Below are 23,803 nucleotides of genomic sequence, written 5' to 3'. Positions count from 1 at the left end.
ACAATATAAACCCATATAATTATGGAACACAAATAAATCAATATTACATATACGTATAATAAATTCCTACAAAATTTTATCTCTTTTAAAGTAAAAAATTTTAAACAATCATTAAAATTATAATAAAAATTACATTGTACCTAACTACTAATATTATATCATATGTATATATATACGACCCATAAAAATAAATATAATAATCTTATAAAAATCAAATTTTAAAATAACAATAATATTCCTATAAATAAAATAACTATAAATTTTATAAAATTACAATAAATATCAATAAAGTTACTCGATTCTTAAAATAAACAAAACATACTCTAAAACTAACAAAATATTATTCTCAATAAACATTAAAATTATTTATATTAAAAATAATAATAAATAAATAAATATAATTTTTAACAATAAACAGTTACCTTTATATAAACACTTATTATATATAATTAATGTTTTATCGTTCTAGAAAATACATTAATCAATACGACACCAATAACAATAAAAGTAATGCCAATAATAGCCAAACTATCTAACTTCTGATCATAAAACAAATATCCTACTACAGTAATAAATATAATTCCAAGACCAGCCCAACAAGAATACGCAATACCCATCGGTATTGTTTGTAATACTAAAGATAACAATATAAAGGAAAGTACATAACCAATCACTACCACAATAGAAGGATACAGTTTACTAAATCCCTCAGACGCTTTTAAAGAAGCAGTAGCAACAACCTCTGAAAGAATAGCAAAAAATAAATATAAATAATCCATATAATTTTTTATAAAAAATTCTTATTAATTTAATCTTAATCAATAGATATTCTTGTTATTAACACATAAAACTTCAAACAAGAAAACAAGCATTATCTTATTAGATAAAATTTTTGAATGATACAGTAAGAAAGCGATTCTGTATATCTGATAAATAAATACAGATAAAACGACTCTAAAAATTTTTATTATAATAATAACATCACTTTATTTACACCACTTCTACTCTAACCAATCTTAGCATAAAACAAAATCCGACTAACTATTTATCATACTCTACCCATACACAATCAATTATCCGCGACCACTTAATTATATTTAATCGTATTTTTTAATTCACCTTTTCTGAATCTTAAATTTTTGGTGGAGCTGGCGGGATTCGAACCCGCGTCCAGAAATTCTAATTATTCTCAGTCACCTACATGCTTAGGTCTCAAATTGTATTTAATCGATTTAGATATATTAAGACCAATCACTAAACCCACTAGCTTTTATAATACTTAACGTCACGCCAAAAGCAAGCATTCACGCGCACTCTTATTTATATGACCTCTCATTTAACTTCCTTTTTAATATTCAAGAGTAAATACTAAATGTGAGAGGGAACCTTCAGGGTATTAATCTGATTTAAGCTGCTAAAGCAACAGATTCACTACATCTACTATTTGCAGTTATTTTTTTGAGGCTGTTTTACGAGGCCTACCTCACCTCGGCATGCACTTTAAATATAAGATATTCCGTCGATTCCTAAATCAGCCCCTATCATCCTTTAAACAGGGATGATTGTAACACAAAAGAATATATACACAAAACATTATTTATTTATATACTTTAAAATATGTATTTTTTCTTTCTTCCATTTATGCGCATTTATTACATCTCTTTTATCATATTTTTTCTTACCTTTGGCAATCCCAATATTTATCTTAATCCAAGCACTCCTCCAATATAAATCTAAAGCGATTACAGTATAACCTCTTTGTTTAACCATTTCCATCAAAAATAATAATTCATTTTTTTTTAATAATAACTTACGTATACGAGCTGAATTATAAATGTCATTATAAAATTGAGTTACATTTGTTTGGAATATAGAGTTATGGATATATGCTTCTTTATTATCAAAAGATACATAGCTATTATCAATAGTTACCATATTAGAACGCGCAGATTTTACTTCCCACCCTAACAATACAATTCCAGCTTCAATTTTTTTTTCAATAAAATATTCATAATATGCATGCCTATTTTGTGTAATTTTTTTTAAAATTAATTGCTTCATACCATAATCTTCATAAAAGACATTACTTTTAATCTTTTTATTATTTAAAAACAAAAATATTACTAATATTATATATTACATATATAATGTATAATCGTTTTATATTTACATAAATTAATATATTTACAAAAATAAAAATGATTAAAAATAAACAAATAAAATAAATATGTATCATGTTAAATATTTTACTTCAGTTCCTTATAGCGTGGAACAAATGTTTCATTTAGTAAACGATATTAATTCTTATACTCAATTTATTCCCGGGTGTAACGTAAGTAAAATTTTAGAGCAAAAAGATAACGAATTAATTGCTGAACTAAATTTAGTTACGAATGGAATGATTAAGTCGCTGATAACGCATAATTTTTTTATAAAAAATAAGAGTATCATCATCCTTTTAGTAAAAGGACCATTTAAATCATTTTACGGTTACTGGAGATTTGTTCCTATTACTTCTACTATTAGTAGCATTGAATATATTTCTTATTATGAATTTAAATCTATATTTATTGAAAAATTTTTCAATCATATTTTTAAAAAAAAGTATAAAAGTATAATTAAATCATTTGTTTCTAGAGCTAATAAAATGTACGGTATATGATGTATTTCATAACGTACAATAAAAATATTCATATTTATATTTACTAATTTCAATACTTATTTTGATAAGAAAAATCGTAAAACTTCACTAAAAATTAATAATAAAATTATTAATTTTAAACTACTACTTCTTACTAATATTTATTAACACACCATTTATATCAAACTTTAATGTCAAAATTTGATGGTTTATTATTTTATCGCCGATACGATGATAAAAAATATAATACCATATATTTGGTTCTAAGAAACCTTGCAACGTTGGGGCTCCCATACTAGAAGATATATCTAATTTTGTCATACCAAGACAAATTTTGTCTATATCACATTGAGACAAATAACTACCTTGCTTTACATCAAAATATTTAGGCGTATACTGTAGCATTGAGCATCTTATACTCAATACCATCATTGCAATACCAATAATGGTATTGAGTATAATATTAAACACCTTTAAACACATAATTCTCTTATTCAATTTATTCTGTAGTTAAAATTATTCAACATAAAAATAAATATTCCACCTAGTTATTATTTAATTACATTGACACCATTCATAATAGAAGTTAACAATAAAATTATCAATTATCACTACTTTTCTGTTTCAGAAATATTTTTTGACCAACCAAGCTTAATATTCAATGTTTTAAAATAGTTATAGTTACTAGGATGAATTAAATCAAGATAATAGTTACTACGTTGAATAAAAATCTCTTCTTCTTTACATATAAAAATAGGAATTTGATTATCACAACCAATTTTTAATTCAGACGTAACTTTCGAAAATTTTAAACAAATAATACTTTTACTATTAATCACAACCGGACGAGACGATAAAGTATGAGGACATATTGGCACTAATACAATAGCATCTACCACAGGACTAAGAATGGGCCCTCCAGCAGATAAAGAATATGCAGTCGATCCAGTTGGAGTAGAAACAATTAACCCATCAGATCTCTGGGAAAAAACAAAATTATTATCGATATATAATTCAAACTCAATCATACGTCTAATTGTATTTGTATGTAAAATAACTTCATTAATAGCACTGCCTAATCTAGTAATATTACTACAACGTTGTACCGTTACATCTAATAAAAAACGCTTTTCATTAATAAAATGACCAGATAAAAGATCGGATAATTCCATTAATGCTGAACTAGGATCTAAATCAGTAAGAAATCCAAGAGTTCCACGATTAATACCAATAACTTTAATATCATACTGCGCTAAAATATTAGCGGCCCTTAGCATATTGCCATCTCCACCTATAACTATAGCCAAATCTGCATAATTTCCTATATCATGCAAATCACCTACAACTGATTTTTGTATATTTAATAAACTAGCCGCGTGATGTTCAATAATTACCGTAATCCCTTTATTATACAGCCAACGATATAAAATATCATATGTATGTATAGCTTGTGGATAACGAGAATATCCTATAATACCAATGGTACTAAAAATAGAAGAAGTCATGTTATTATGAATCCTTTCTGTTTTTGTTGTAATTTTTATTCATCACAAATGATGTCTTGAATACCTGTTATTCATCCTTATAATAACTGAATTATAAAATATATAATTAATAAACAGAGGACAAAACTCATGATAGACAACAATATAAAAAACAATATTAACGAACATATGTCACAGAATAAAAAAGTAGAAAAAGAAGAACTATTAAAATCTAATTCTACAGCAGATAATATTATTGATCCAAAAAATGATCAAATTATTAAACTGAAAATTAAATTAGCTCAACTTAAAGAACACGAACGTGATATAAAACTACGTTTAACAGCTGAAATAGAAAATATTCGTCGACGTAATGCGCAAGAAATAGAAAAAATTCATAAATTTGGATTGGAACGATTCATATTTGAATTATTACCAGTCATTGATAATTTAGAACGTACATTGAATATTTCTTCGGATCATTCCAACACTTCATTATCTGCCATAATAGAGGGAATTGAACTAACATTAAAATCATTTTTAGATACTGTATGCAAATTTGGATTAAAATCTATACACGAAATCCATGTCCCATTTAATCCTGAAATGCATCAAGCAATATCTATGATAGAATCCGAAGATCAAAAACCAAATCAAGTATTAACAATTATTCAAAAGGGATACATTCTTAATGGTAGACTAATCCGACCTGCTATGGTTACAGTCTCAAAAGCTAAATGTTAATATTATGCATGTAAAGAAACACCTAATACACTAGAAACAATTACATATCTTCTGCATAGTTATTATTAAATAAAAACTACTATAATTATAGTGATTATTATATTTAATTAGCAATAAAATATCGGTTATAGATTATTCATATCACATAATCTTTTGCAGGTATGTAGTGGGCTATCACTCAAAAATTATTTTTTAATTAAAACAAGAAAATATTTAAAACATGAAATAAAAATTAAAATTGATGCTATATAGTATAACACCGTACGATTATAACATCTACATACTCTTGAAAAGAGTTTTAATTTGTATTAAATCTTCTTAATGCAATCAATTATTTTAGGTTGCCAGTCAATAGCCTGTTTATCTTGTTGCATTAAAAAAATATTAGTTTTAGAAAAATGTCGGCATCCTAAAAATCCATGTTGAGCTGACATAGGTGAAGGATGCGATGCGGTTAAAATATGATGTTTTTTTTGACTAATGATATTTCCTTTTTTTTGAGCATATCGCCCCCATAACATAAATATAATTTTTTCTTTATAAATATTAAGTATACGTATTACTTTATCTGTAAATAATTCCCATCCAATATTAGCGTGGGAATAACTTTTTCCTTCTTCAACAGTCAAAATACTATTTAGTAATAATACCCCTTCATTCGCCCAGCTTTGTAAACAACCATGACTAGGTACAACAAAATTTGGTATATCAGACGCTAGTTCTTGATAAATATTCCTTAAAGAAGGAGGTATCAAAACACCAGGTAATACAGAAAAAGCAAGTCCATGGGCTTGACCCGGTCCATGATAAGGATCTTGCCCTATAATAACAACTCTAACAGATTCAAAACTAGTAAAACGAAACGCATTAAAAATATCTTTTTCTTTTGGATAATAAACAATTCCCTGTTTTTTTTGTTCTTCCAAAGCAAGTAATATATTTTTAAAATATGATAATTTTTTTTCTTCTGATAAAAAATATCGCCAATTCAATCCATTCATTACATTATAACACTATCTGAATAATTTTTATTTAAAACTTCAATATTATTCATTAATAAAACTAATAATATTAAATAAATATAAATTTTTATATATAATCAATACATTACCAATATTATAAAGATTTTAATAAATAACATTAACACCGTAGTATGATACATAACTTTAAAAGAATCAAATTATTGATATCTAAACATATAATACAATTAATATTATATGTCAGATTATAAATTATTTAGTTAATATATTTTTCAAAAATCATTGATCTGTTCTATAATTACTTCGTATCTATTCAAAACATCTTATTGTACACTAATTAATTATAATTAAATACCCAATTAAACTTATAGTTTTATACAAAACTAATATTAATCATGATAGAATATATACGTAATTTTTCCATTATTGCACACATTGATCATGGAAAATCAACATTAGCCGATCGATTTATTCAAACTTGTGGAGGATTAAACGCGCGTGAAATGACACCTCAGGTATTAGATTCTATGGAATTAGAGCGAGAACGTGGCATTACAATAAAATCACAAAACGTAACGCTAAATTATACATCTAAACATGGCCAATCTTATCAATTAAATCTTATCGATACTCCCGGACACGTTGATTTTTCTTATGAAGTATCTCGATCACTAGCAGCGTGTGAGGGCGCTCTATTAGTAGTAGATGTTACACAAGGAGTTGAAGCTCAAACTGTAGCTAATTATCAAATTGCTACAGAAATGAATTTAAAGGTCATTATAGCATTAAATAAAATCGATTTGTCAACAGCAGATCCTACTCGAGTATCTCAAGAAATTAAAGATATTATCGGTGTTGATGCAGATAATGCAATAAAATGTTCAGCTAAAACTGGCTATGGCATCCCAAAATTACTAGAACGTTTGATTTGTGATATTCCACATCCTCCAGGTGACTCACATGCTCCTCTACAAGCACTAATTATTGATTCCTGGTTTAATCAATATTTAGGTATTGTGTCATTAATATGCATTAAAAACGGAAAATTAAACAAAGGCGATATATTACAATCCATGAATACGGGACAAAAATACACTGTTGATCAAATGGGTATTTTTACTCCAAAACAAGTAAGACGTGAAATATTACATTGCGGGGAAGTAGGTTGGGTAGTTTGCGCTAACAAAAAAATTATACGCACTCCTGTAGGAGATACTTTAACGCTATCAACTCGCCCCGCAAACAATGCATGCCATAGCTTCAAAAAACTACAACCGTACGTTTATGCAGGACTATTCCCCGTAGACTCTAAAAATCAAAAAATTTTTCATGATGCTTTATTTAAACTTAGCTTAAACGATGCGTCTTTATTTTATGAACCAGAAAGATCAGAATTTTTAGGTTTGGGTTTTCGCTGTGGATTCCTTGGATTATTACATATGGAAATTGTACAAGAAAGATTAAAACGTGAATATTCGCTTAATCTAATTATTACAGCTCCAATGGTAATTTATGAAATATTAACTATTGATGATCAAATAATATACATAGATAGCCCATCAAAACTGCTGGCTTTAACAAAAATTAAAGAAATACGTGAACCTATTGTTTTATGTAATATATTATTTCCAAAAAAATATGTTGGAGAAATTATTTCCCTATGCACTAAAAAAAGAGGAACTCAAATTTCCATGAAATATCATGATAATCAGATCATGATAATTTACGAATTACCTATGTCTGAAATAATATTAGATTTTTTTGATCAAATAAAATCTGTGTCCCGTGGATATGCCTCATTTGAATATAAATTCAGCCATTTCCAAATATCAAATATAGTATGTATAGAAATATTAATTAACAAAAAACGTATCGACGCATTATCAGTAATCACTCACCAAAAAACATCTATATATCGCGGACATATTTTAGTTAAAAAATTACAAAAATTAATACCAAGACAACAATTTGAAATTGTTATTCAAGCAACTATTGGTAAACAAATAATATCTCGTAACACTATTAAACAATTACGAAAAAATGTTCTAAAAAAATGTCATGGAGGTGATATAACTCGAAAGAAAAAATTATTGTGTAATCAAAAAGAAGGAAAAAAACGCATGAAAAAATTAGGTAGCGTTAATGTACCTCATACTGTGTTTCTAGAAATTTTTGATGTCAATAACAATAAAAAATAACTGAAGGATTTTATTTATATGATTAGTACATTTTCTTTAATCTTGGTAATTATTACGGGAATATCAGGTATTTTCTGGGGAATTAAGCAACTATATACAATAATACATAATCATCATCAGAACAAAAAAATATTCCTTCAGAAATCAAATAATATTTATCAACAATCAAAAAATACTTATTCGTTAATAATTTCATACTGTTCACAAATCTCCGAATTTATATCCTCACTTTTTCCAATATTATTATTAGTGTTTATAATACGATCATTTATTTTTGAACCATTCCGGATACCATCTGGATCTATGATGCCAACGTTATTAATAGGAGATTTCATTTTAGTAAAAAAATTCATATATGGTATTAAAAATCCTATTACTCAAAAAACATTAATTGGCGCTGGACATCCAAAACGTGGGGACGTAATAGTATTTAAGTATCCCAAAAATACTACGCTAAACTATATTAAACGAGTAATCGGAGAACCAGGAGACAAAGTCGTTTATAATATTATTACTAAGCAATTAATAATATATCCCAATTATATTGATGATATTAAATATATGCAACCATTACCAATTGTTTACAATAACATTATTCCCAGTAATTTTGTTCAAATATTTAACAATGACGCAAATGGAAAGGTCAGTTCTTCTTTTATCAAAATAAAACCACAAAAAAAACATTTACATGGTATTAGGTTAATTCAGACCACAGAATCATTCAACGGAATAGAACATAATATTTTAACAATGATACCACCTGGTGATCAAAACTTAATAAAAACGTATAATCAACATACAAAACATCTAATATCTGAATGGTTAGTACCTACAGATGAGTATTTTGTGATGGGGGATAATAGAGATAACAGCGCAGATAGTCGTTATTGGGGATTTGTACCTGAGCGTAATATAATAGGAAAAGCAACAATAATTTGGATGAATATGAATATAAAAAAACAAGAAGAAGGAATATGGCCAATTAGCATACAAGTAAATAGAATAGGAAAAATACAATAAGGTTACTATCATCTATTTCTAATAATACTAGATAGGTTAAATATTGCTCTTATTAGAAAGATAAGAAAATAAATAAAAATTAACAATAAAAGTTTTTATTATATTATATACATAGCATGTAATATATAACCTGTAAACAATATGTCAGTTAATGTACTTCAAAAAAAACTTGGTTATATTTTTACCCAATATAATTTATTATTACAAGCACTAACTCATAGAAGCTCTAGTAATCAACATAACGAAAGATTAGAGTTTTTAGGAGATGCTATATTAAATTATGTAATTACTAACGTATTATATCATAAATTTCCTCATATTAGCGAAGGAGATATGAGTAGAATGCGTGCGAATTTAGTACGCGAAAATACCCTAGCAACATTAGCGCGAGAATTTAACCTAGGAAATTATTTACAATTAGGCCAAGGTGAACTAAAAAACGGCGGATACCACCGTGCATCTATTTTAGCTAATACAGTAGAAGCAATAATAGGTGGTATATTTTTAGATAGTAATATACAAACTATTGAAGTATTGATTATTAACTGGTACCAAGTACGTTTAGATCAAATGAATCCCTGTGATAAACAAAAAGATCCAAAAACTCGTCTTCAAGAATATTTACAACATCGTCGTTTACCATTACCCATATATTGGGTTCATCAAATAGTTGGAGAGGCACACAATCAAATTTTTACCATAAATTGTCAAATTGAAGAATTAACACAACCGGTCATCGGATCTGGGTCTAGCCGACGTCGAGCTGAACAAGACGCAGCAGAAAAAGCTTTAGAAATATTAGAATACAATAATGAAAATAAATAAATCAAAACTACTATAATATATTTGGATACGTATAATGAGCTAATACTAATAAATGTAATCAACAAATAAATATATAAATTCCCAAAAAATAAATATATTGCAAATTTTAAAAATACTGTATGAATCATTTCACTACGCACATAATTATCCAATACCACTTTGATTTATAAACTTACTAGGATTTAAAAATTTTATTATATACAACAACACACATGATGATCAATGACGTTTAGTCATACGCGTGCAGAAAAAACTACCTAATTATTATTATCTTTAAGCATACCACATCACTTTATCCCTTTACGAGGATAATAATATCTTTCTAAATTAGGCGACACTATAATATTTATAGTAGTATGCAGATATCCCATATCTAAAAAATTTTTAAAAACGATAAACATGATTACAAATCATAATAATAATAATAAATTCTACAAATAATTTAATAATTAATTACTCAATATAAAATTTATAAATCTTGAAAATAACGATTGTTATATATTATATTTATACTCAAATAAATCAATTTATAAATACATTGCATTCTTACTCAATATACGCAACCGTTTGTACGTACTGAGTAAGAATGCAAATACTAAACTTGAGAGTATGTACATATGTCTAATTTATTATTAGGAGTAAATATTGATCATATTGCAACATTACGCAATGCAAGAAATACCACATACCCCGATCCTATACATGCTGCATTTATTGCAGAACAATCAGGAGCAGATGGTATTACTGTACATTTAAGAGAAGATCGTCGCCATATTACAGACCGCGATGTCGAAATGTTACGTAAAACTATACAAACGACTATGAACTTAGAGATAGCAGCAACAGATGAAATGATTAATATTGCATGCATATTAAAACCACATTATTGTTGCTTAGTTCCTGAAAGACGTCAAGAACTAACAACTGAAGGTGGTTTAGATGTAATTAACAAATCAAATAAATTACAGGATATAGTATTTAAGCTTATTGACTCTGGAATTAGAGTTTCACTATTTATCGATCCTGATGAACAACAAATTAATGCTGCATATAATATAGGAGTACCCTATATAGAAATACATACTGGCATGTATTCTCATGCTATAGATCAAACAACCCAAAATATAGAGTATAAACGCATTAAAAAAAGCGTACAATACGCTGTAGATAGCGGTTTAAAAGTAAATGCTGGGCATGGTCTTGATTATCACAATGTACTACCTATCGCCACGTTACCAGGGATACAAGAATTAAATATAGGACATTCTATTATTAGCCGATCAATGTTCTGTGGATTATCTCAAGCCATTAAAGATATGAAAACATTATTACAAAAATCAAAAAGAGGTTAATAGTGATTCACGGAATTGGTATAGATATCGTCGATATTATCAAAATAAAAAAAATAATAACACATAGCGGGGATAAATTAGCTAAACGCATACTTAGCAAGTCAGAATGGAAATTATATCAAAATAAAAAACATCCTGTACATTTCTTAGCAAAACGTTTTGCGGCAAAAGAAGCAGTAACTAAGGCATTTGGCACTGGAATCAATCAAGGAGTAACATTTAATCAAATTGAAATATTTAACGATAAATTAGGAAAACCAGTGTTGCATTTATTTTCATATGCTGCACTATTAGCTAATAAATTATCATTAAAAAAAATGCATATTACCTTATCTGATACTAATTTATATGCATGTGCGCTCGTAGTATTTGAACGATAAATTAAACAAAAATACAATAACTATACACATAATTATTATTATCACATAGTTTATATTAATACACTTAATAATTTTAGGTAAAACTTTTAATCAAATATAGATAATATTGACATTAATGACTTTTATAATTAAAAATTATTTTTTATTTTATTTTAATAAAATATTAATATTTAAATATATACAACAAATTACTTTACAATTGCGCATCACAACATTATCATCGCTTGGATGGATATAAAAATCTATGTATGAAATAGAAAATTTAGATACTATATGGATGCGTCATGCTATTACATTAGCTACTTATGCTGAAATTATTGGAGAAATATCAGTAGGAGCTGTTTTAATTCAAAATGGTCAACTTATAAGTTGTGGCTGGAATTCTTCTATTATATATCATGATCCCAGCGCTCATGCAGAAATTATAGCATTGCGCATAGGCGGAAAAATTTTAGGTAACTATCGCTTATTAGGTACGACTCTCTATGTTACTTTAGAACCATGCATGATGTGTATTGGCGCTATAATTCACGCTCGTATTCATCGATTAGTTTGTGGCGCAAAAAACAAAAAATCTAGACAAACACCTTGGTTAAAAAATATACTCCACCATCCAATGGTTAATCATCGTATATCTTTAACCACTGGAATATTAGAAAGAGAATGTGCTTCGCAATTAAATAAATTTTTTAAAGGTCGACGACATACTGCAATTCCGTCATCAAAATAGCACAAAAATTAAAAATCAATCTTATATCTATAGATAAATAAATAGATAGATATAATTTTTTGTTATTGATTAATCATACATATCTTCACAACAGTGAACTATATCAATACGATTATATATATCATAATATGATTATATATCTAGAAGCTCAAATAAATATCAGCACATTATACTTATATAATTTGAATAAAATAAAAATGGTTTTCATATCATAGACAACAAATATTTAATAAAATAAATACACAAAATACTGAATACCTGTATTCACAGAAATGTCCTATTTATTAAATAAAAAATAATTATTTAATATTTCATAATACTTTATAAAAATAAATTTAAGAACAATTTAATTTCAAAAAACAATTAACGATTTGTAATCATCTATTTAATTAAAAAATTTTTAAAACATTACTTTATAGTATAAAGTTACTATTTTAATACAAAACATAGGCGATTATTATGTCGATATATACAAATTATGATATTGAATTATGGAAAATAATAAAACAAGAAATTTCTCGACAAGAAGAACATATTGAATTAATTGCATCTGAAAATTATGTCAGCCCTCAAGTCATGCAAATACAAGGTTCCCAACTTACCAATAAATATGCAGAAGGATATCCAGGTAAACGTTACTATGGAGGATGCGAATATATTGATATGATTGAAAAACTAGGCATTGATCGTGCAAAAAAATTGTTTTCTGCAGACTATGCAAATATACAACCACATTCTGGATCCCAAGCTAATTTTTCCGTTTACAATGCTTTATTACATCCTGGAGATACTATTTTAGGTATGCACTTAAACCATGGAGGACATTTAACACATGGTTCACCAGTAAACTTTTCAGGAAAATTATATAAAGCTATATTTTATGGTGTTGATGAAACTGGGTGTATTAATTATGAAGAATTATATAATTTAGCTACAATACATAGACCAAAAATGATTATAGGAGGTTTTTCTGCATATTCCGGTATCATAAATTGGTCCAAAATGCGTCAAATCGCCGATTCTGTTCGCGCATATCTATTTATTGATATGGCTCACATTGCGGGATTAGTTGCAGCAGGTATATATCCAAATCCACTACCTCATGCACATGTAGTAACTGCTACTACTCATAAAACATTAGCAGGTCCAAGAGGTGGTTTAATTTTAGCTAGTGGAGGTAATCCAGAATTTTATAAAAAACTAAATGCTTCAGTATTTCCTGGCACTCAAGGAGGGCCATTAATGCATGTTATCGCAGCTAAAGCAATTGCCTTAAAAGAAGCAATGGATCCATCTTTTAAGTTGTATCAACAAAAAGTTGTCAACCACGCTAAAATAATGGTTAAAGAATTTTTACTACGCAAATTTGAAGTAATTTCTGGTACAACTCACAATCATCTTTTTTTGTTAGATCTAAGAAACAAAAATATTACTGGAAAAGATGCTAGCACAGCTTTAGAACGTGCCAACATTATTGTTAATAAAAATAGTATACCTAATGATTATAGAAATCCTTTCATTACATCTGGCATACGTATCGGTACCCCGGCAATTACTAGACGGGGTTTAAATGAAAAAGATGTTAAAAAATTGTCTCACTGGATCTGTGATATACTAGATCATATCGATGATGAAGAAATTATTCTGTCTACAAAAAATCAAGTTTTACTCATTTGCTCTAAATATCCTATATATAGTTAACATTGCGAAAATTTATTAAATAAAATCACTATAACTAATACTGTTTTATATTTTATAAAAATATTTAGTTCAATCATCTAAAACAGATGATTGAACTATTGGTAAAATAGTCCGAATTATCTTTGCGTTACCAGCGATTATATTTCCAACTAATAAATAATTATTGGTTCCATTAAAATCAATAATTAACCCTCCCGATTCACGAATAATTAAAGCACCACTAGTCAATTTGCTATTATTATTATTATTATTTTTTAAAAAAATAATAATACATCCATCTACACGCCCAACTGCAACATAAGCTAAATCTAATATAGGCGCTCCGGTATACCGAAAATATATATATTTATTATTAAATTTATTTAAAAAATTAATAAGCATATATTGCTTTTCATAAACACAAGATATAGCAATAATAGTCTTGTTTAAATTCTTAGCAGTACCTACACGAATTCTATAACCATTAAGCTGAGCTCCTTTTCCACGACAAGCACTAAACAATTCATTATGGATGGGATCATATATCACTCCTATTTCAATATGCTCCTTAAAAAAAACAGCAATAGACAAAGCAAAAAAAGGAAACTGCTTAATAAAATTAACATCACTATCTATAGACCCAATGATCCAACGAATACCCTCTTTACAACATATATTATTATTGATATTATGACCACGCCATGTAGTTACAATAGTATGTAATGGATAAAATTTTCGAATAATTGTCGCGATGATATTATATAATTGTTCATTTATTTTATAGACTAAATCATTTATATGATTTGAGTGTACATTATTCTTATCAAAAAATTCATATTGTTTAACAACAAAATTTCCCGCTTTTCTTATAGCTTGAATAGCGATATTCAGCATCGGATGCATAAATTATTCATCCAGTGATTCATTATAAATTAAAATAAACATAATATACATTATACTACATTACGTATTCATTGAACTATGTTTTCAAACAATACAAATAATGTGATATTTGTATTGTTACACAACACATTTAAATTTTTAATGATTAAAAATTTAAAATTTATAAATAATAATATTTATTTCATTTTAAATATATAGATATATATATTAAATTATTTATTTTGTATTATTTTTCAATTTATATATATATAAAAAATATAATAATTAAACTTAACTGAAATTAAATCTTTTATGGAAATACACTGATCATAGAACAATACTACAATATATAACATTTATATATAATCATGTATATTTTCATCACTAAAACATAAGACTTGCTATTTTCGCTAATAATATTATTTTCAAATAATTATTTTTATTATTATTTTAAACAACAAATATTTTAATCACTCACTGTTATATAAATATTTTATTAAATATTTAACGCAATATTTAGTGATATTTTGTTAAAAATAACAACTCTTAAATCAATTGATTAAAATTACTAATAGTATTAACACAAAACAATACATATATCTATTTCCATTAAATAGCCGAATACATATTTAAATATCTAAAGTAAGTCGCTTACAAAACAAAAATAAAACACAGGTTATATTGCTTTATATAGTAATGAATAATAATTTCATATAAAATAATCTTTTAACATGGAATATATACTCAACTAAAAATGAATATGTATATTATATAATATTTAATACATCTATTATATAAATAACAATAATTGCTATAATTTTATTTTGTACATCATAACAAATTTTTATTTTTGGAGCATTATTATATGAAGTTACCAATATATTTCGATTATGCTGCCACTACTCCAGTAGATCCTAGGGTAGTAGAAAAAATGACACAATATTTCACCCTAGACGGTATATTTGGTAACCCGTCTTCTCGTTCTCATTATTATGGATGGAAAGCAGAAGAAGCCGTAGATATAGCTCGTAAACAAATTGCTCAATTAATAGGAGCTGAATCAAATGAAATAATTTTTACTTCAGGAGCTACTGAGTCAGTAAATTTAGCTATTAAAGGCATAGCTCAGATTTACCACAAAAAAGGCAAACACATCATTACAAGTATGACAGAACATAAATCAGTCTTAGATACCTGTCAATATCTTGAAAATAAAGGATTTAAAATTACCCGCATAATTCCACAATCAAACGGATTAATTAATTTCAATCAAATCAGTAATGCTCTACGTGATGATACAATCCTATTATCTATTATGCATGTAAATAATGAGATCGGTATCATTCAAGACATCACGAAAATTGGCAAACTATGTCGCCTAAATGACATAATATTTCATGTAGATGCAACGCAAAGCGTTGGTAAATTACATATTGATTTATCTATATTACCGGTAGATTTAATGTCTTTCAACGGACATAAACTATACGGCCCAAAAGGTATCGGCGGTTTATATGTACGACGAGATAGGAGTCCAAAAATTGATATTGCCCCTCAAATTCATGGAGGAGGACATGAGTATGGTATACGTTCTGGAACATTACCAGTTCATCAAATTGTCGGAATGGCTGAAGCGTATCGTTTAGCTAAAGAAACTATGACAACAGAAATGGTTTATTTAAAAAAAATGAGAAACCGTTTATGGCAAGGATTACAACAAATTGAAGGGGTGTTAATTAATGGTGACTTAAATCATAGTATAGGTACATTATTAAATGTTAGTTTTAGTCATATCGATGGCGAAACACTAATGATAGCATTAAAAGATTTTGCATTATCCTCTGGATCTGCTTGCGCTTCTGGTACTTTAAGCCCATCACACGTGTTACAAGCTTTAGGAAGAAACAACGAACTAGCATATAATTCAATTAGATTTTCGTTAGGACGATTTACAACTGAAGAAGAAATTGAATATGCTATTCATCACATTGTCGCTACTGTTGTAAAATTAAACGCAATGATAAACTTATTATAATTTTATAACACTACAAAACAGTGAATTTACCCCAAATACACAATCATTAGAATAAACAATATATCTGTAAAAATTAATAATGCTATTAGCATATATTTATATATATAACTAACAAATAGTTTTTTAAACAACATCTTCTGTACTTTAAAGTTTGCGTTTCTATATATTTTATTATTAGATATTTAAAATTACAGATGTGATTTAATTATTACTATATGTTATTATTTGATGTCAATTACAGATATTTTAATGCATGTTAGTTATAAATAATAAATATTACTAATATAAGACATCTTTATAGTATAATTAAATTAATAAAAATCTTATAAAATGTTATATATTATTTAATATATTAAACTAATACGCGTCTAGCTTAAAATTTAATCCTTAATGCTACTATCATTAACTATATAGATTTTTATCAATATACATTGATACTGAAATTGTTGTTTTGTATACTTATATTATATAATGCCAAAATAAAAACTGATAGGAAGCTTTATGATTTTTAAAGAAAATACACTATCGATTATAAAACCTGATGCCGTTGCTAAAAATATCATTGGATCTATAATTAGTAGATTTGAAACTTCTGGTCTTTCTGTTATAAAAGCTAAAGTTATAAAACTAACATATATACAAGCTTCTGAATTTTATGACGAACATCAAAAAAAATCTTTTTTTGAAAGTTTAATAAATTTTATGATTTCTGGCCCAATATTTGTACAAATACTATCAGGTAATAATTCAATACAACGAAGTAGAGAAATTATAGGAGCCACCAACCCAAAACATGCGTTAGCAGGAACTATTAGATCTGACTATGGTTATGATTGTACTAAAAATGCTATTCATGGATCAGATTCTAAAAAAACAGCTATACGTGAAATTAATTATTTCTTTAATACATGAAAACACACACTTATAGATACTATGCTTCTTACTCATAATCAAAATTAAACCATTATAAATAATATACAAAAAATAGTTTTAAGAACTAAAATTAACTGATAATAATGATCGTACATATAAAGGAATACAAACAAACTTTTATAAAAATATAAAACTAACAAATTATAATTTAATTAACCTTATGTTGATCCCATCCTAATTAAACATTAAATTAACAATCAATATAAATTTTTATAAAAATTCGTCGTTAGAGATATATTTAATGTGCATAAAAAAAGTTAATTTACTTAATATGAATAAAGAAGAATTAATAATTTTTTTCTCTAAATTAGGTGAAAAACCTTTCCGTTCTCATCAAATAATGAAATGGATGTACCATGATTATTGCGATGATTTCAATCAAATGACAAATTTAAGTAAATCTTTACAAATAAAATTAAATCAAATAGCAGAGATTCGCGCGCCAATAATTACAAAAAAACAACTGTCTTCAGATGGAACAATTAAATGGGCTATGCAAGTGGATCAACAACAAATAGAAACAGTCTATATTCCTGAACATATGAGAACCACATTATGTATTTCATCGCAAATTGGATGTCCTTTAGGATGTAATTTTTGTGGAACAGCGAAGCAAGGATTTAACAGAAATTTATATGTATCAGAGATTATTGGTCAAATTTGGAGAATATCAAAACTCATTGCGCTAAATAAACATATTCAAATAACAAATAGTCCTCCTATTACCAACATAGTATTTATGGGAATGGGAGAACCATTACTAAACATTACTAATGTTGTGTCAGCGATAAAAATTATGTTAGATAGTTTTGGTTTTAGATTTTCAAAACGACATATCACTATCTCAACTGCTGGAATTGTACCAGGTATAATAAAACTAAAAGATATGATTGATATACCACTAGCTATATCTCTGCATGCCCCAAATGATCTCATTAGAAATAAAATTATGCCGATTAATAAAAAATATAATATTAATAGTGTACTAGAAGCAGCACACAAATATTTAAAACAAACCAAATCTAACCACGGTCGAATAACAATAGAATATATATTATTAAATCATATTAATGATGAAATTTTACATGCCCATCAACTAGCAAAAAAACTTAAAGGTATCCCATGTAAAATTAATTTAATTCCATGGAATCCAATTCCAAACGCGCAATATACGTGCAGTTCCTACGCTCGTATTCATGCGTTTCTTAAAGTCTTATTAAAATATGACATAGTAACCATTATAAGAAAAATAAGAGGTGCAGATATTAATGCTGCTTGTGGACAACTAACAGGAGAAGTAATTAACCGTATAAATTATATATATGATTCATCTTTAAACTAATACCATCTTTTAAATCAATTTTAACGAGATAGTATTAGTTTAAAATATCTCTAATTTATATAAAATTTATTCTAAGTATAAATAAAATAAATATTATAAAATTTAATAGTAATAATAGTTTATTTGATACATTACCACAATTAGTAATATAATTATCTGTTAATAATACAGTTTTTTAATTTAGTACAATAAACATACTTAAAATAAACAGAATTATTTAATATATAAGTAATAATTAATAAACACATCAATAAACAGTATGGATACATATAATCATTGTTTATTAATTTATAATATGAAAATTGGAGAAACTATGAATAATATCGCTAACATTATTCGCCGAAAATCTACACGTATTTATATTGGTGATATTCCTATTGGAGACGGAGCGCCTATTGCAGTACAGTCTATGGTAAATACTCGTACTACACACATATTAGAAACGGTTAAACAAATCAACGCTTTAAAAAAAGCAGGAGTAGATATTGTTCGAGTATCAATACCTACCATGGATGCAGCTGAAGCCTTCAAAATAATTAAACAACAAACAGTTGATGTTCCATTAATAGCAGATATTCATTTTGATTATCGCCTTGCATTAAAAGCAGCTGAATATGGAGCAGATTGTTTACGTATTAATCCTGGTAACATCGGTAATAATAATCGTATTCGGTCTGTAGTACATTGCGCCCAAGATAAGAATATACCTATTCGTATTGGTATAAACTCTGGTTCTCTTGAACGCGATTTACAAAAAAAATATGATGGAAATCCAACAGAACATATTTTGTTAGAATCAGCAATGAGACACGTAGATATTTTAGACAAATTAAATTTCCATCAATTTAAAGTCAGTGTCAAATCTTCCGACGTACTAATAACGGTAGAAGCATACCGTATATTAGCATCTAAAATAGATCAACCATTACACGTAGGTCTTACTGAATCAGGAGCTTTACGTAATGGTACAGTAAAATCTGCAATAGCTTTAGGTTTTTTATTGCACGAAGGAATCGGAGATACAATACGTATATCATTGGCTGCAGATCCTATAGAAGAAGTTAAAGTAGCATTTGATATTTTAAGAGTTTTAAAGATTCGTACTCATGGTATTAATTTTATAGCTTGTCCAGGATGTGCTCGACAAGAATTTAATGTTACCAATGTAGTTAATGCTCTAGAACAAAAAGTAAGCGATATTACAACGCCCATGGATGTATCTATTATCGGATGTGTAGTCAATGGACCAGGAGAAGCAATGAAATCAACAATTGGCGTTGCCGGAGCACGTAATAAAAGTGGTATATATGAGGATGGTATACGACAACAAAAAAAGTGTGATAATATATCAATAGTTGAAGAATTAGAACGACGTATCAGAGCTAAATCTAAATCAATAAATACAAATAATCCAGTTAGTTACCATATTAAACACAATCAATAAACAATTAAAGATTAATACATGATTAAATGTAATGCAAAAATCCAATCTATTCGTGGCATGCATGATTACTTACCCAAAGACATAGCCATATGGCAACACGTAGAAAATATACTTACAACTATACTAAATAGTTATGGATATAAGGAGATCAGGTTTCCTATTGTTGAAGACACAAATTTATTCAAACGTTCAATTGGAAACATGACGGATGTAATAGAAAAAGAAATGTATAGCTTTAATGATCGCAATAACAACAATTTAACATTACGCCCAGAAGGGACATCCGGATGCGTACGAGCAGGCATCGAACATGGACTGTTTTATAAGCAAGAACAACGTCTATGGTACCTTGGGCCAATGTTTCGCTATGAACGTCCTCAAAAAGGACGTTATAGACAATTTCATCAATTTAGCGCCGAAGCCTTTGGTCAAATAGGGCCTGACGTAGATGTTGAATTAATTTTAATTACTGCTCGTTGCTGGAAGAAATTAGGAATTAGCCATCATTTATCATTAGAATTGAACTCAATCGGGTCGTTATCCTCTAGATCAAATTATCGAAAAGAATTAATAATCTTTTTAGAAAAACACTTAAACAACTTAGATCATAATGCGCGACGTCGTTTATACTCTAATCCCATGCGAATATTAGATACAAAAAATAGTAAAACTAAAGAATTATTACTAAATGCTCCCATATTAAGTGATTATTTAGATAATGATTCACATACTCATTTCTCTGAATTGTGTCAGTTATTAGATCTATTAGAAATACCATATACAATTAATCCATATTTGGTACGTGGCTTAGATTATTATAATAAAACAGTTTTTGAATGGGTTACCAATAGCTTAGGAGTTAAAAAAACTATCTGTGCTGGCGGCCGTTATGATGAATTAGTACAAGAATTAGGAGGAGATTCAGTTCCTGCCGTAGGATTTTCCATAGGATTAGAGCGTGTAATTTTGTTGATGCAAGAAGTCGACGATAATTCTTTTTTGGATAAAAATAATACATACACTGATATTGATATATATTTAATTAGCTTAGGAGATAATGCTAGAAAATATTCAATACTACTATCTGAACATATTCATTCAACATTGCCATCTATACGATTAATAGTACATCATGGAAAAAGTAATATAAAAAAACAACTTCATGCCGCTAAAAAATACAAGACACGAACTATTTTAATAATAAATGAGAAAAATTATATTACAAAAACAGTTATACTAAAAAATCTACAATTAGGCACTCAAACAATATTACGACACGATGAAATTATTGAAAAATTAAGAGACATATTACATATCAGTCAAACTCATCAAAAATAAATAATATTCAATACTCATATACTAATAATTTTTAATATGACTGTATTTTAATTCATTTAATCCATTAAAACATGAATATATTTCAATATAAAATCAAACCCTATAGCTCGTGATAGAACATAAAATATCAAATCACCCTATTATATAAATACTTTAAAAAATTGTAAATTCAAATTATTAACACCACAAACCATGATAAAGAATTAAACTATTACAGACCGTTCTGCTAATTTTGTATTGTAAATATTATGCGTGACTACTTTAAAAAAAGATAATTTCATTATATTGATTAATACTGATATTATTACTCATAGATACATATATTTCTATGGATTTAAAAATGTTCCCTGTTATTACATTAATTGGCCAAAAAAATGTAGGAAAATCTACTTTATTTAATAAATTGACACATACGCATGATGCTTTAATTTCTAACTATCCAGGGTTAACTAGAGATCGACAATATGGTTATTTTCAATGCAAACAATTCAAATCTATTCTCATAGACACTGGAGGTATCGACAGGTTACATCGTAACGTAAAAAAAGAAGATACTATTCAAGATTACATAACTCGCCAAACAATTTTGTCAATACAAGAAGCTGATATCATATTATTCCTTGTGGATAGACAATCTGTAGAAACATCTGTAAATTATGATATTGTCAATTTTTTGAAAAAATTAAAAAAACCTATATTTATTGTTATTAATAAAATTGATGACGTTACATATCATACTCATAATATTGGATGGAATTATTATTCTTTCGGTATAAAAAATATTATCTTTATTTCTGCAATTCATGGAAACGGAATTAATAATTTATTAGAAAATATATCTCTACTAATTTCAAAAAATACATTTTCTTATAAAAATAATATACCTAAAACTAATTTAAATACTATTACACATAATAACTACATAAACTTATCATCATCATATAATGAAAAAAATGATTCCACTACTATTACATTAGCGGTTGTAGGACGACCTAACTCCGGAAAATCTACTTTTATTAATTACATTTTAGGAAAAGATCGTATGATAACCTCTAATATACCAGGAACTACTAGAAATTGTATTCATATACCCATTATATACAATCGACAAAAATATATATTAATTGACACAGCAGGAGTACGAAAAAGAAAAAAAATAGAAGATACAGCAGAACAAATTTCTATTTCCAAAACACTCCAAATCATCAAAACTGCGCATATCCTGTTATTTATGGGTGATGTAGGTCTGGGGATATCTGATCAAGATTTATACTTATTACGATTTATCGTAAATAATGGTAAAGCATTAATAATTATTTTTAATAAATGGGATAAAATATCCCCAGACCTACATCAAAAAATCAAAAAAAACCTATGCAAAAAAATAAATTTTATTAATTTTACTAAAATACACTTCATTTCAGCATTACACGGGGATGGTATTAAAACGTTATTTCAATCAATCAAAGAAACACATTTACATGCATATTGTACTAAAACTATTAGTACAACGCGTTTAATCAATATTCTACATGAAGCTGTCTCTAAGTCTCCTCCTCCACTTCTACATGGGAGAAGGATCAAACCAAAATATATTCACATTGGCAAACATAATCCATTAACCTTAATAATTCATGGAAACCATGTTAGCAAATTACCTAACAGTTATAAGCGATATTTAAAAAAACATTTCTATAATATATTGAATATCACAGGTGTTTTGTTAACTATACAATTTAAAGATACCATCAACCCATTTATTAACAAATAAAAAATAATATTTTTAAATATATAC

General features: G+C 27.2%; 21 protein-coding genes and 1 other RNA gene. 15 read left to right on the top strand and 7 right to left on the bottom strand.

What is annotated here, in order from left to right; genetic code table 11:
* Positions 1 to 449 precede the first annotated feature (449 nt).
* The 3 genes from Bsans602_RS02855 to smpB form a co-directional block, all read right to left on the bottom strand.
* Entirely contained in the window at positions 450 to 779 is a 330-nt protein-coding gene (locus Bsans602_RS02855; RefSeq protein WP_500837016.1) for a DMT family transporter, read from the bottom strand.
* A 361-nt stretch (positions 780 to 1,140) separates the two neighbouring features.
* Positions 1,141 to 1,539: a transfer-messenger RNA gene (ssrA, locus tag Bsans602_RS02850) on the bottom strand.
* Between the two features lie 54 nt (positions 1,540 to 1,593).
* Positions 1,594 to 2,061, bottom strand: a complete 468-nt coding sequence (smpB, locus tag Bsans602_RS02845) for an SsrA-binding protein SmpB (protein ID WP_500837015.1) — start codon at positions 2,059 to 2,061, stop codon at positions 1,594 to 1,596.
* A 166-nt stretch (positions 2,062 to 2,227) separates the two neighbouring features.
* On the opposite strand from smpB, the gene Bsans602_RS02840 reads away from it, so the two are divergent.
* The gene (locus Bsans602_RS02840) at positions 2,228 to 2,662 is read left to right on the top strand and encodes a type II toxin-antitoxin system RatA family toxin (protein ID WP_500837014.1); all 435 of its coding nucleotides are present in this window, start codon (positions 2,228 to 2,230) and stop codon (positions 2,660 to 2,662) included.
* Between the two features lie 123 nt (positions 2,663 to 2,785).
* Here Bsans602_RS02840 and bamE read toward each other — a convergent pair whose 3' ends face one another.
* Positions 2,786 to 3,124, bottom strand: coding sequence for an outer membrane protein assembly factor BamE domain-containing protein (gene bamE / locus Bsans602_RS02835; protein WP_500837013.1), 339 nt, complete (start codon positions 3,122 to 3,124; stop codon positions 2,786 to 2,788).
* Positions 3,125 to 3,252: 128 nt separating this feature from the next.
* A complete protein-coding gene (nadK, locus tag Bsans602_RS02830) occupies positions 3,253 to 4,146 on the bottom strand; it encodes an NAD(+) kinase (RefSeq protein WP_500837012.1) in 894 nt (297 codons plus the stop codon).
* A 129-nt stretch (positions 4,147 to 4,275) separates the two neighbouring features.
* On the opposite strand from nadK, the gene grpE reads away from it, so the two are divergent.
* Positions 4,276 to 4,869 (top strand): nucleotide exchange factor GrpE, encoded by a 594-nt coding sequence (gene grpE / locus Bsans602_RS02825; protein WP_500837011.1) that lies wholly within the window; start codon positions 4,276 to 4,278, stop codon positions 4,867 to 4,869.
* A 308-nt stretch (positions 4,870 to 5,177) separates the two neighbouring features.
* Here grpE and ung read toward each other — a convergent pair whose 3' ends face one another.
* A complete protein-coding gene (ung, locus tag Bsans602_RS02820) occupies positions 5,178 to 5,870 on the bottom strand; it encodes a uracil-DNA glycosylase (RefSeq protein ID WP_500837010.1) in 693 nt (230 codons plus the stop codon).
* Positions 5,871 to 6,244: 374 nt separating this feature from the next.
* On the opposite strand from ung, the gene lepA reads away from it, so the two are divergent.
* The 7 genes from lepA to glyA all read left to right on the top strand — a co-directional run bounded on the left by lepA (position 6,245) and on the right by glyA (position 14,055).
* A complete protein-coding gene (gene lepA, locus Bsans602_RS02815; protein WP_500837009.1) occupies positions 6,245 to 8,047 on the top strand; it encodes a translation elongation factor 4 in 1,803 nt (600 codons plus the stop codon).
* 18 nt (positions 8,048 to 8,065) lie between these two features.
* Complete coding sequence (gene lepB, locus Bsans602_RS02810; protein WP_500837008.1) at positions 8,066 to 9,067, top strand: signal peptidase I; 1,002 nt, start codon at positions 8,066 to 8,068, stop codon at positions 9,065 to 9,067.
* Between the two features lie 141 nt (positions 9,068 to 9,208).
* Positions 9,209 to 9,892, top strand: coding sequence for a ribonuclease III (gene rnc / locus Bsans602_RS02805; RefSeq protein WP_500837007.1), 684 nt, complete (start codon positions 9,209 to 9,211; stop codon positions 9,890 to 9,892).
* Between the two features lie 617 nt (positions 9,893 to 10,509).
* A complete protein-coding gene (pdxJ, locus tag Bsans602_RS02800) occupies positions 10,510 to 11,244 on the top strand; it encodes a pyridoxine 5'-phosphate synthase (protein WP_500837006.1) in 735 nt (244 codons plus the stop codon).
* The gene (gene acpS / locus Bsans602_RS02795; protein WP_500837398.1) at positions 11,244 to 11,624 is read left to right on the top strand and encodes a holo-ACP synthase; all 381 of its coding nucleotides are present in this window, start codon (positions 11,244 to 11,246) and stop codon (positions 11,622 to 11,624) included. Before pdxJ ends, acpS begins: the two co-directional genes overlap by 1 nt.
* Before the next feature lie 244 nt (positions 11,625 to 11,868).
* A complete protein-coding gene (gene tadA, locus Bsans602_RS02790; protein ID WP_500837005.1) occupies positions 11,869 to 12,354 on the top strand; it encodes a tRNA adenosine(34) deaminase TadA in 486 nt (161 codons plus the stop codon).
* Positions 12,355 to 12,813: 459 nt separating this feature from the next.
* Positions 12,814 to 14,055 carry a serine hydroxymethyltransferase gene (gene glyA, locus Bsans602_RS02785; RefSeq protein ID WP_500837004.1) on the top strand — a complete coding sequence of 414 codons (1,242 nt, stop codon included), beginning with the start codon at positions 12,814 to 12,816 and terminating at the stop codon, positions 14,053 to 14,055.
* Between the two features lie 69 nt (positions 14,056 to 14,124).
* Here glyA and Bsans602_RS02780 read toward each other — a convergent pair whose 3' ends face one another.
* Positions 14,125 to 14,937, bottom strand: coding sequence for an inositol monophosphatase family protein (locus Bsans602_RS02780; RefSeq protein WP_500837003.1), 813 nt, complete (start codon positions 14,935 to 14,937; stop codon positions 14,125 to 14,127).
* Between the two features lie 844 nt (positions 14,938 to 15,781).
* Here Bsans602_RS02780 and Bsans602_RS02775 point away from each other — a divergent pair.
* From Bsans602_RS02775 to der, 6 genes are all read left to right on the top strand, one after another.
* Positions 15,782 to 16,951 carry an IscS subfamily cysteine desulfurase gene (locus Bsans602_RS02775; protein WP_500837002.1) on the top strand — a complete coding sequence of 390 codons (1,170 nt, stop codon included), beginning with the start codon at positions 15,782 to 15,784 and terminating at the stop codon, positions 16,949 to 16,951.
* A gap of 501 nt (positions 16,952 to 17,452) precedes the next feature.
* Positions 17,453 to 17,863, top strand: a complete 411-nt coding sequence (gene ndk / locus Bsans602_RS02770; protein WP_500837001.1) for a nucleoside-diphosphate kinase — start codon at positions 17,453 to 17,455, stop codon at positions 17,861 to 17,863.
* Between the two features lie 262 nt (positions 17,864 to 18,125).
* Entirely contained in the window at positions 18,126 to 19,226 is a 1,101-nt protein-coding gene (rlmN, locus tag Bsans602_RS02765; RefSeq protein ID WP_500837000.1) for a dual-specificity RNA methyltransferase RlmN, read from the top strand.
* Positions 19,227 to 19,539: 313 nt separating this feature from the next.
* A complete protein-coding gene (gene ispG, locus Bsans602_RS02760) occupies positions 19,540 to 20,670 on the top strand; it encodes a flavodoxin-dependent (E)-4-hydroxy-3-methylbut-2-enyl-diphosphate synthase (RefSeq protein WP_500836999.1) in 1,131 nt (376 codons plus the stop codon).
* Positions 20,671 to 20,688: 18 nt separating this feature from the next.
* Positions 20,689 to 22,008 carry a histidine--tRNA ligase gene (gene hisS, locus Bsans602_RS02755; protein ID WP_500836998.1) on the top strand — a complete coding sequence of 440 codons (1,320 nt, stop codon included), beginning with the start codon at positions 20,689 to 20,691 and terminating at the stop codon, positions 22,006 to 22,008.
* A gap of 340 nt (positions 22,009 to 22,348) precedes the next feature.
* Positions 22,349 to 23,779, top strand: a complete 1,431-nt coding sequence (gene der / locus Bsans602_RS02750) for a ribosome biogenesis GTPase Der (RefSeq protein WP_500836997.1) — start codon at positions 22,349 to 22,351, stop codon at positions 23,777 to 23,779.
* Positions 23,780 to 23,803 lie beyond the last annotated feature (24 nt).

The sequence above is a fragment of the Candidatus Blochmannia sansabeanus (nom. nud.) genome, assembly GCF_059935345.1.
This window is presented reverse-complemented; position numbering and strand designations above follow the sequence as displayed.

Coding starts and splice junctions, on each gene's coding strand:
- rnc (WP_500837007.1), top strand. CDS start 9,209: ATGTCAGTTAATGTACTTCAAAAAAAACTTGGTTATATTTTTACCCAA.
- Bsans602_RS02855 (WP_500837016.1), bottom strand. CDS start 779: ATGGATTATTTATATTTATTTTTTGCTATTCTTTCAGAGGTTGTTGCT.
- rlmN (WP_500837000.1), top strand. CDS start 18,126: ATGTGCATAAAAAAAGTTAATTTACTTAATATGAATAAAGAAGAATTA.
- bamE (WP_500837013.1), bottom strand. CDS start 3,124: ATGTGTTTAAAGGTGTTTAATATTATACTCAATACCATTATTGGTATT.
- pdxJ (WP_500837006.1), top strand. CDS start 10,510: ATGTCTAATTTATTATTAGGAGTAAATATTGATCATATTGCAACATTA.
- Bsans602_RS02775 (WP_500837002.1), top strand. CDS start 15,782: ATGAAGTTACCAATATATTTCGATTATGCTGCCACTACTCCAGTAGAT.
- Bsans602_RS02840 (WP_500837014.1), top strand. CDS start 2,228: ATGTATCATGTTAAATATTTTACTTCAGTTCCTTATAGCGTGGAACAA.
- lepB (WP_500837008.1), top strand. CDS start 8,066: ATGATTAGTACATTTTCTTTAATCTTGGTAATTATTACGGGAATATCA.
- hisS (WP_500836998.1), top strand. CDS start 20,689: ATGATTAAATGTAATGCAAAAATCCAATCTATTCGTGGCATGCATGAT.
- ispG (WP_500836999.1), top strand. CDS start 19,540: ATGAATAATATCGCTAACATTATTCGCCGAAAATCTACACGTATTTAT.
- Bsans602_RS02780 (WP_500837003.1), bottom strand. CDS start 14,937: ATGCATCCGATGCTGAATATCGCTATTCAAGCTATAAGAAAAGCGGGA.
- lepA (WP_500837009.1), top strand. CDS start 6,245: ATGATAGAATATATACGTAATTTTTCCATTATTGCACACATTGATCAT.
- nadK (WP_500837012.1), bottom strand. CDS start 4,146: ATGACTTCTTCTATTTTTAGTACCATTGGTATTATAGGATATTCTCGT.
- glyA (WP_500837004.1), top strand. CDS start 12,814: ATGTCGATATATACAAATTATGATATTGAATTATGGAAAATAATAAAA.
- grpE (WP_500837011.1), top strand. CDS start 4,276: ATGATAGACAACAATATAAAAAACAATATTAACGAACATATGTCACAG.
- der (WP_500836997.1), top strand. CDS start 22,349: ATGTTCCCTGTTATTACATTAATTGGCCAAAAAAATGTAGGAAAATCT.
- ung (WP_500837010.1), bottom strand. CDS start 5,870: ATGAATGGATTGAATTGGCGATATTTTTTATCAGAAGAAAAAAAATTA.
- tadA (WP_500837005.1), top strand. CDS start 11,869: ATGTATGAAATAGAAAATTTAGATACTATATGGATGCGTCATGCTATT.
- smpB (WP_500837015.1), bottom strand. CDS start 2,061: ATGAAGCAATTAATTTTAAAAAAAATTACACAAAATAGGCATGCATAT.
- ndk (WP_500837001.1), top strand. CDS start 17,453: ATGATTTTTAAAGAAAATACACTATCGATTATAAAACCTGATGCCGTT.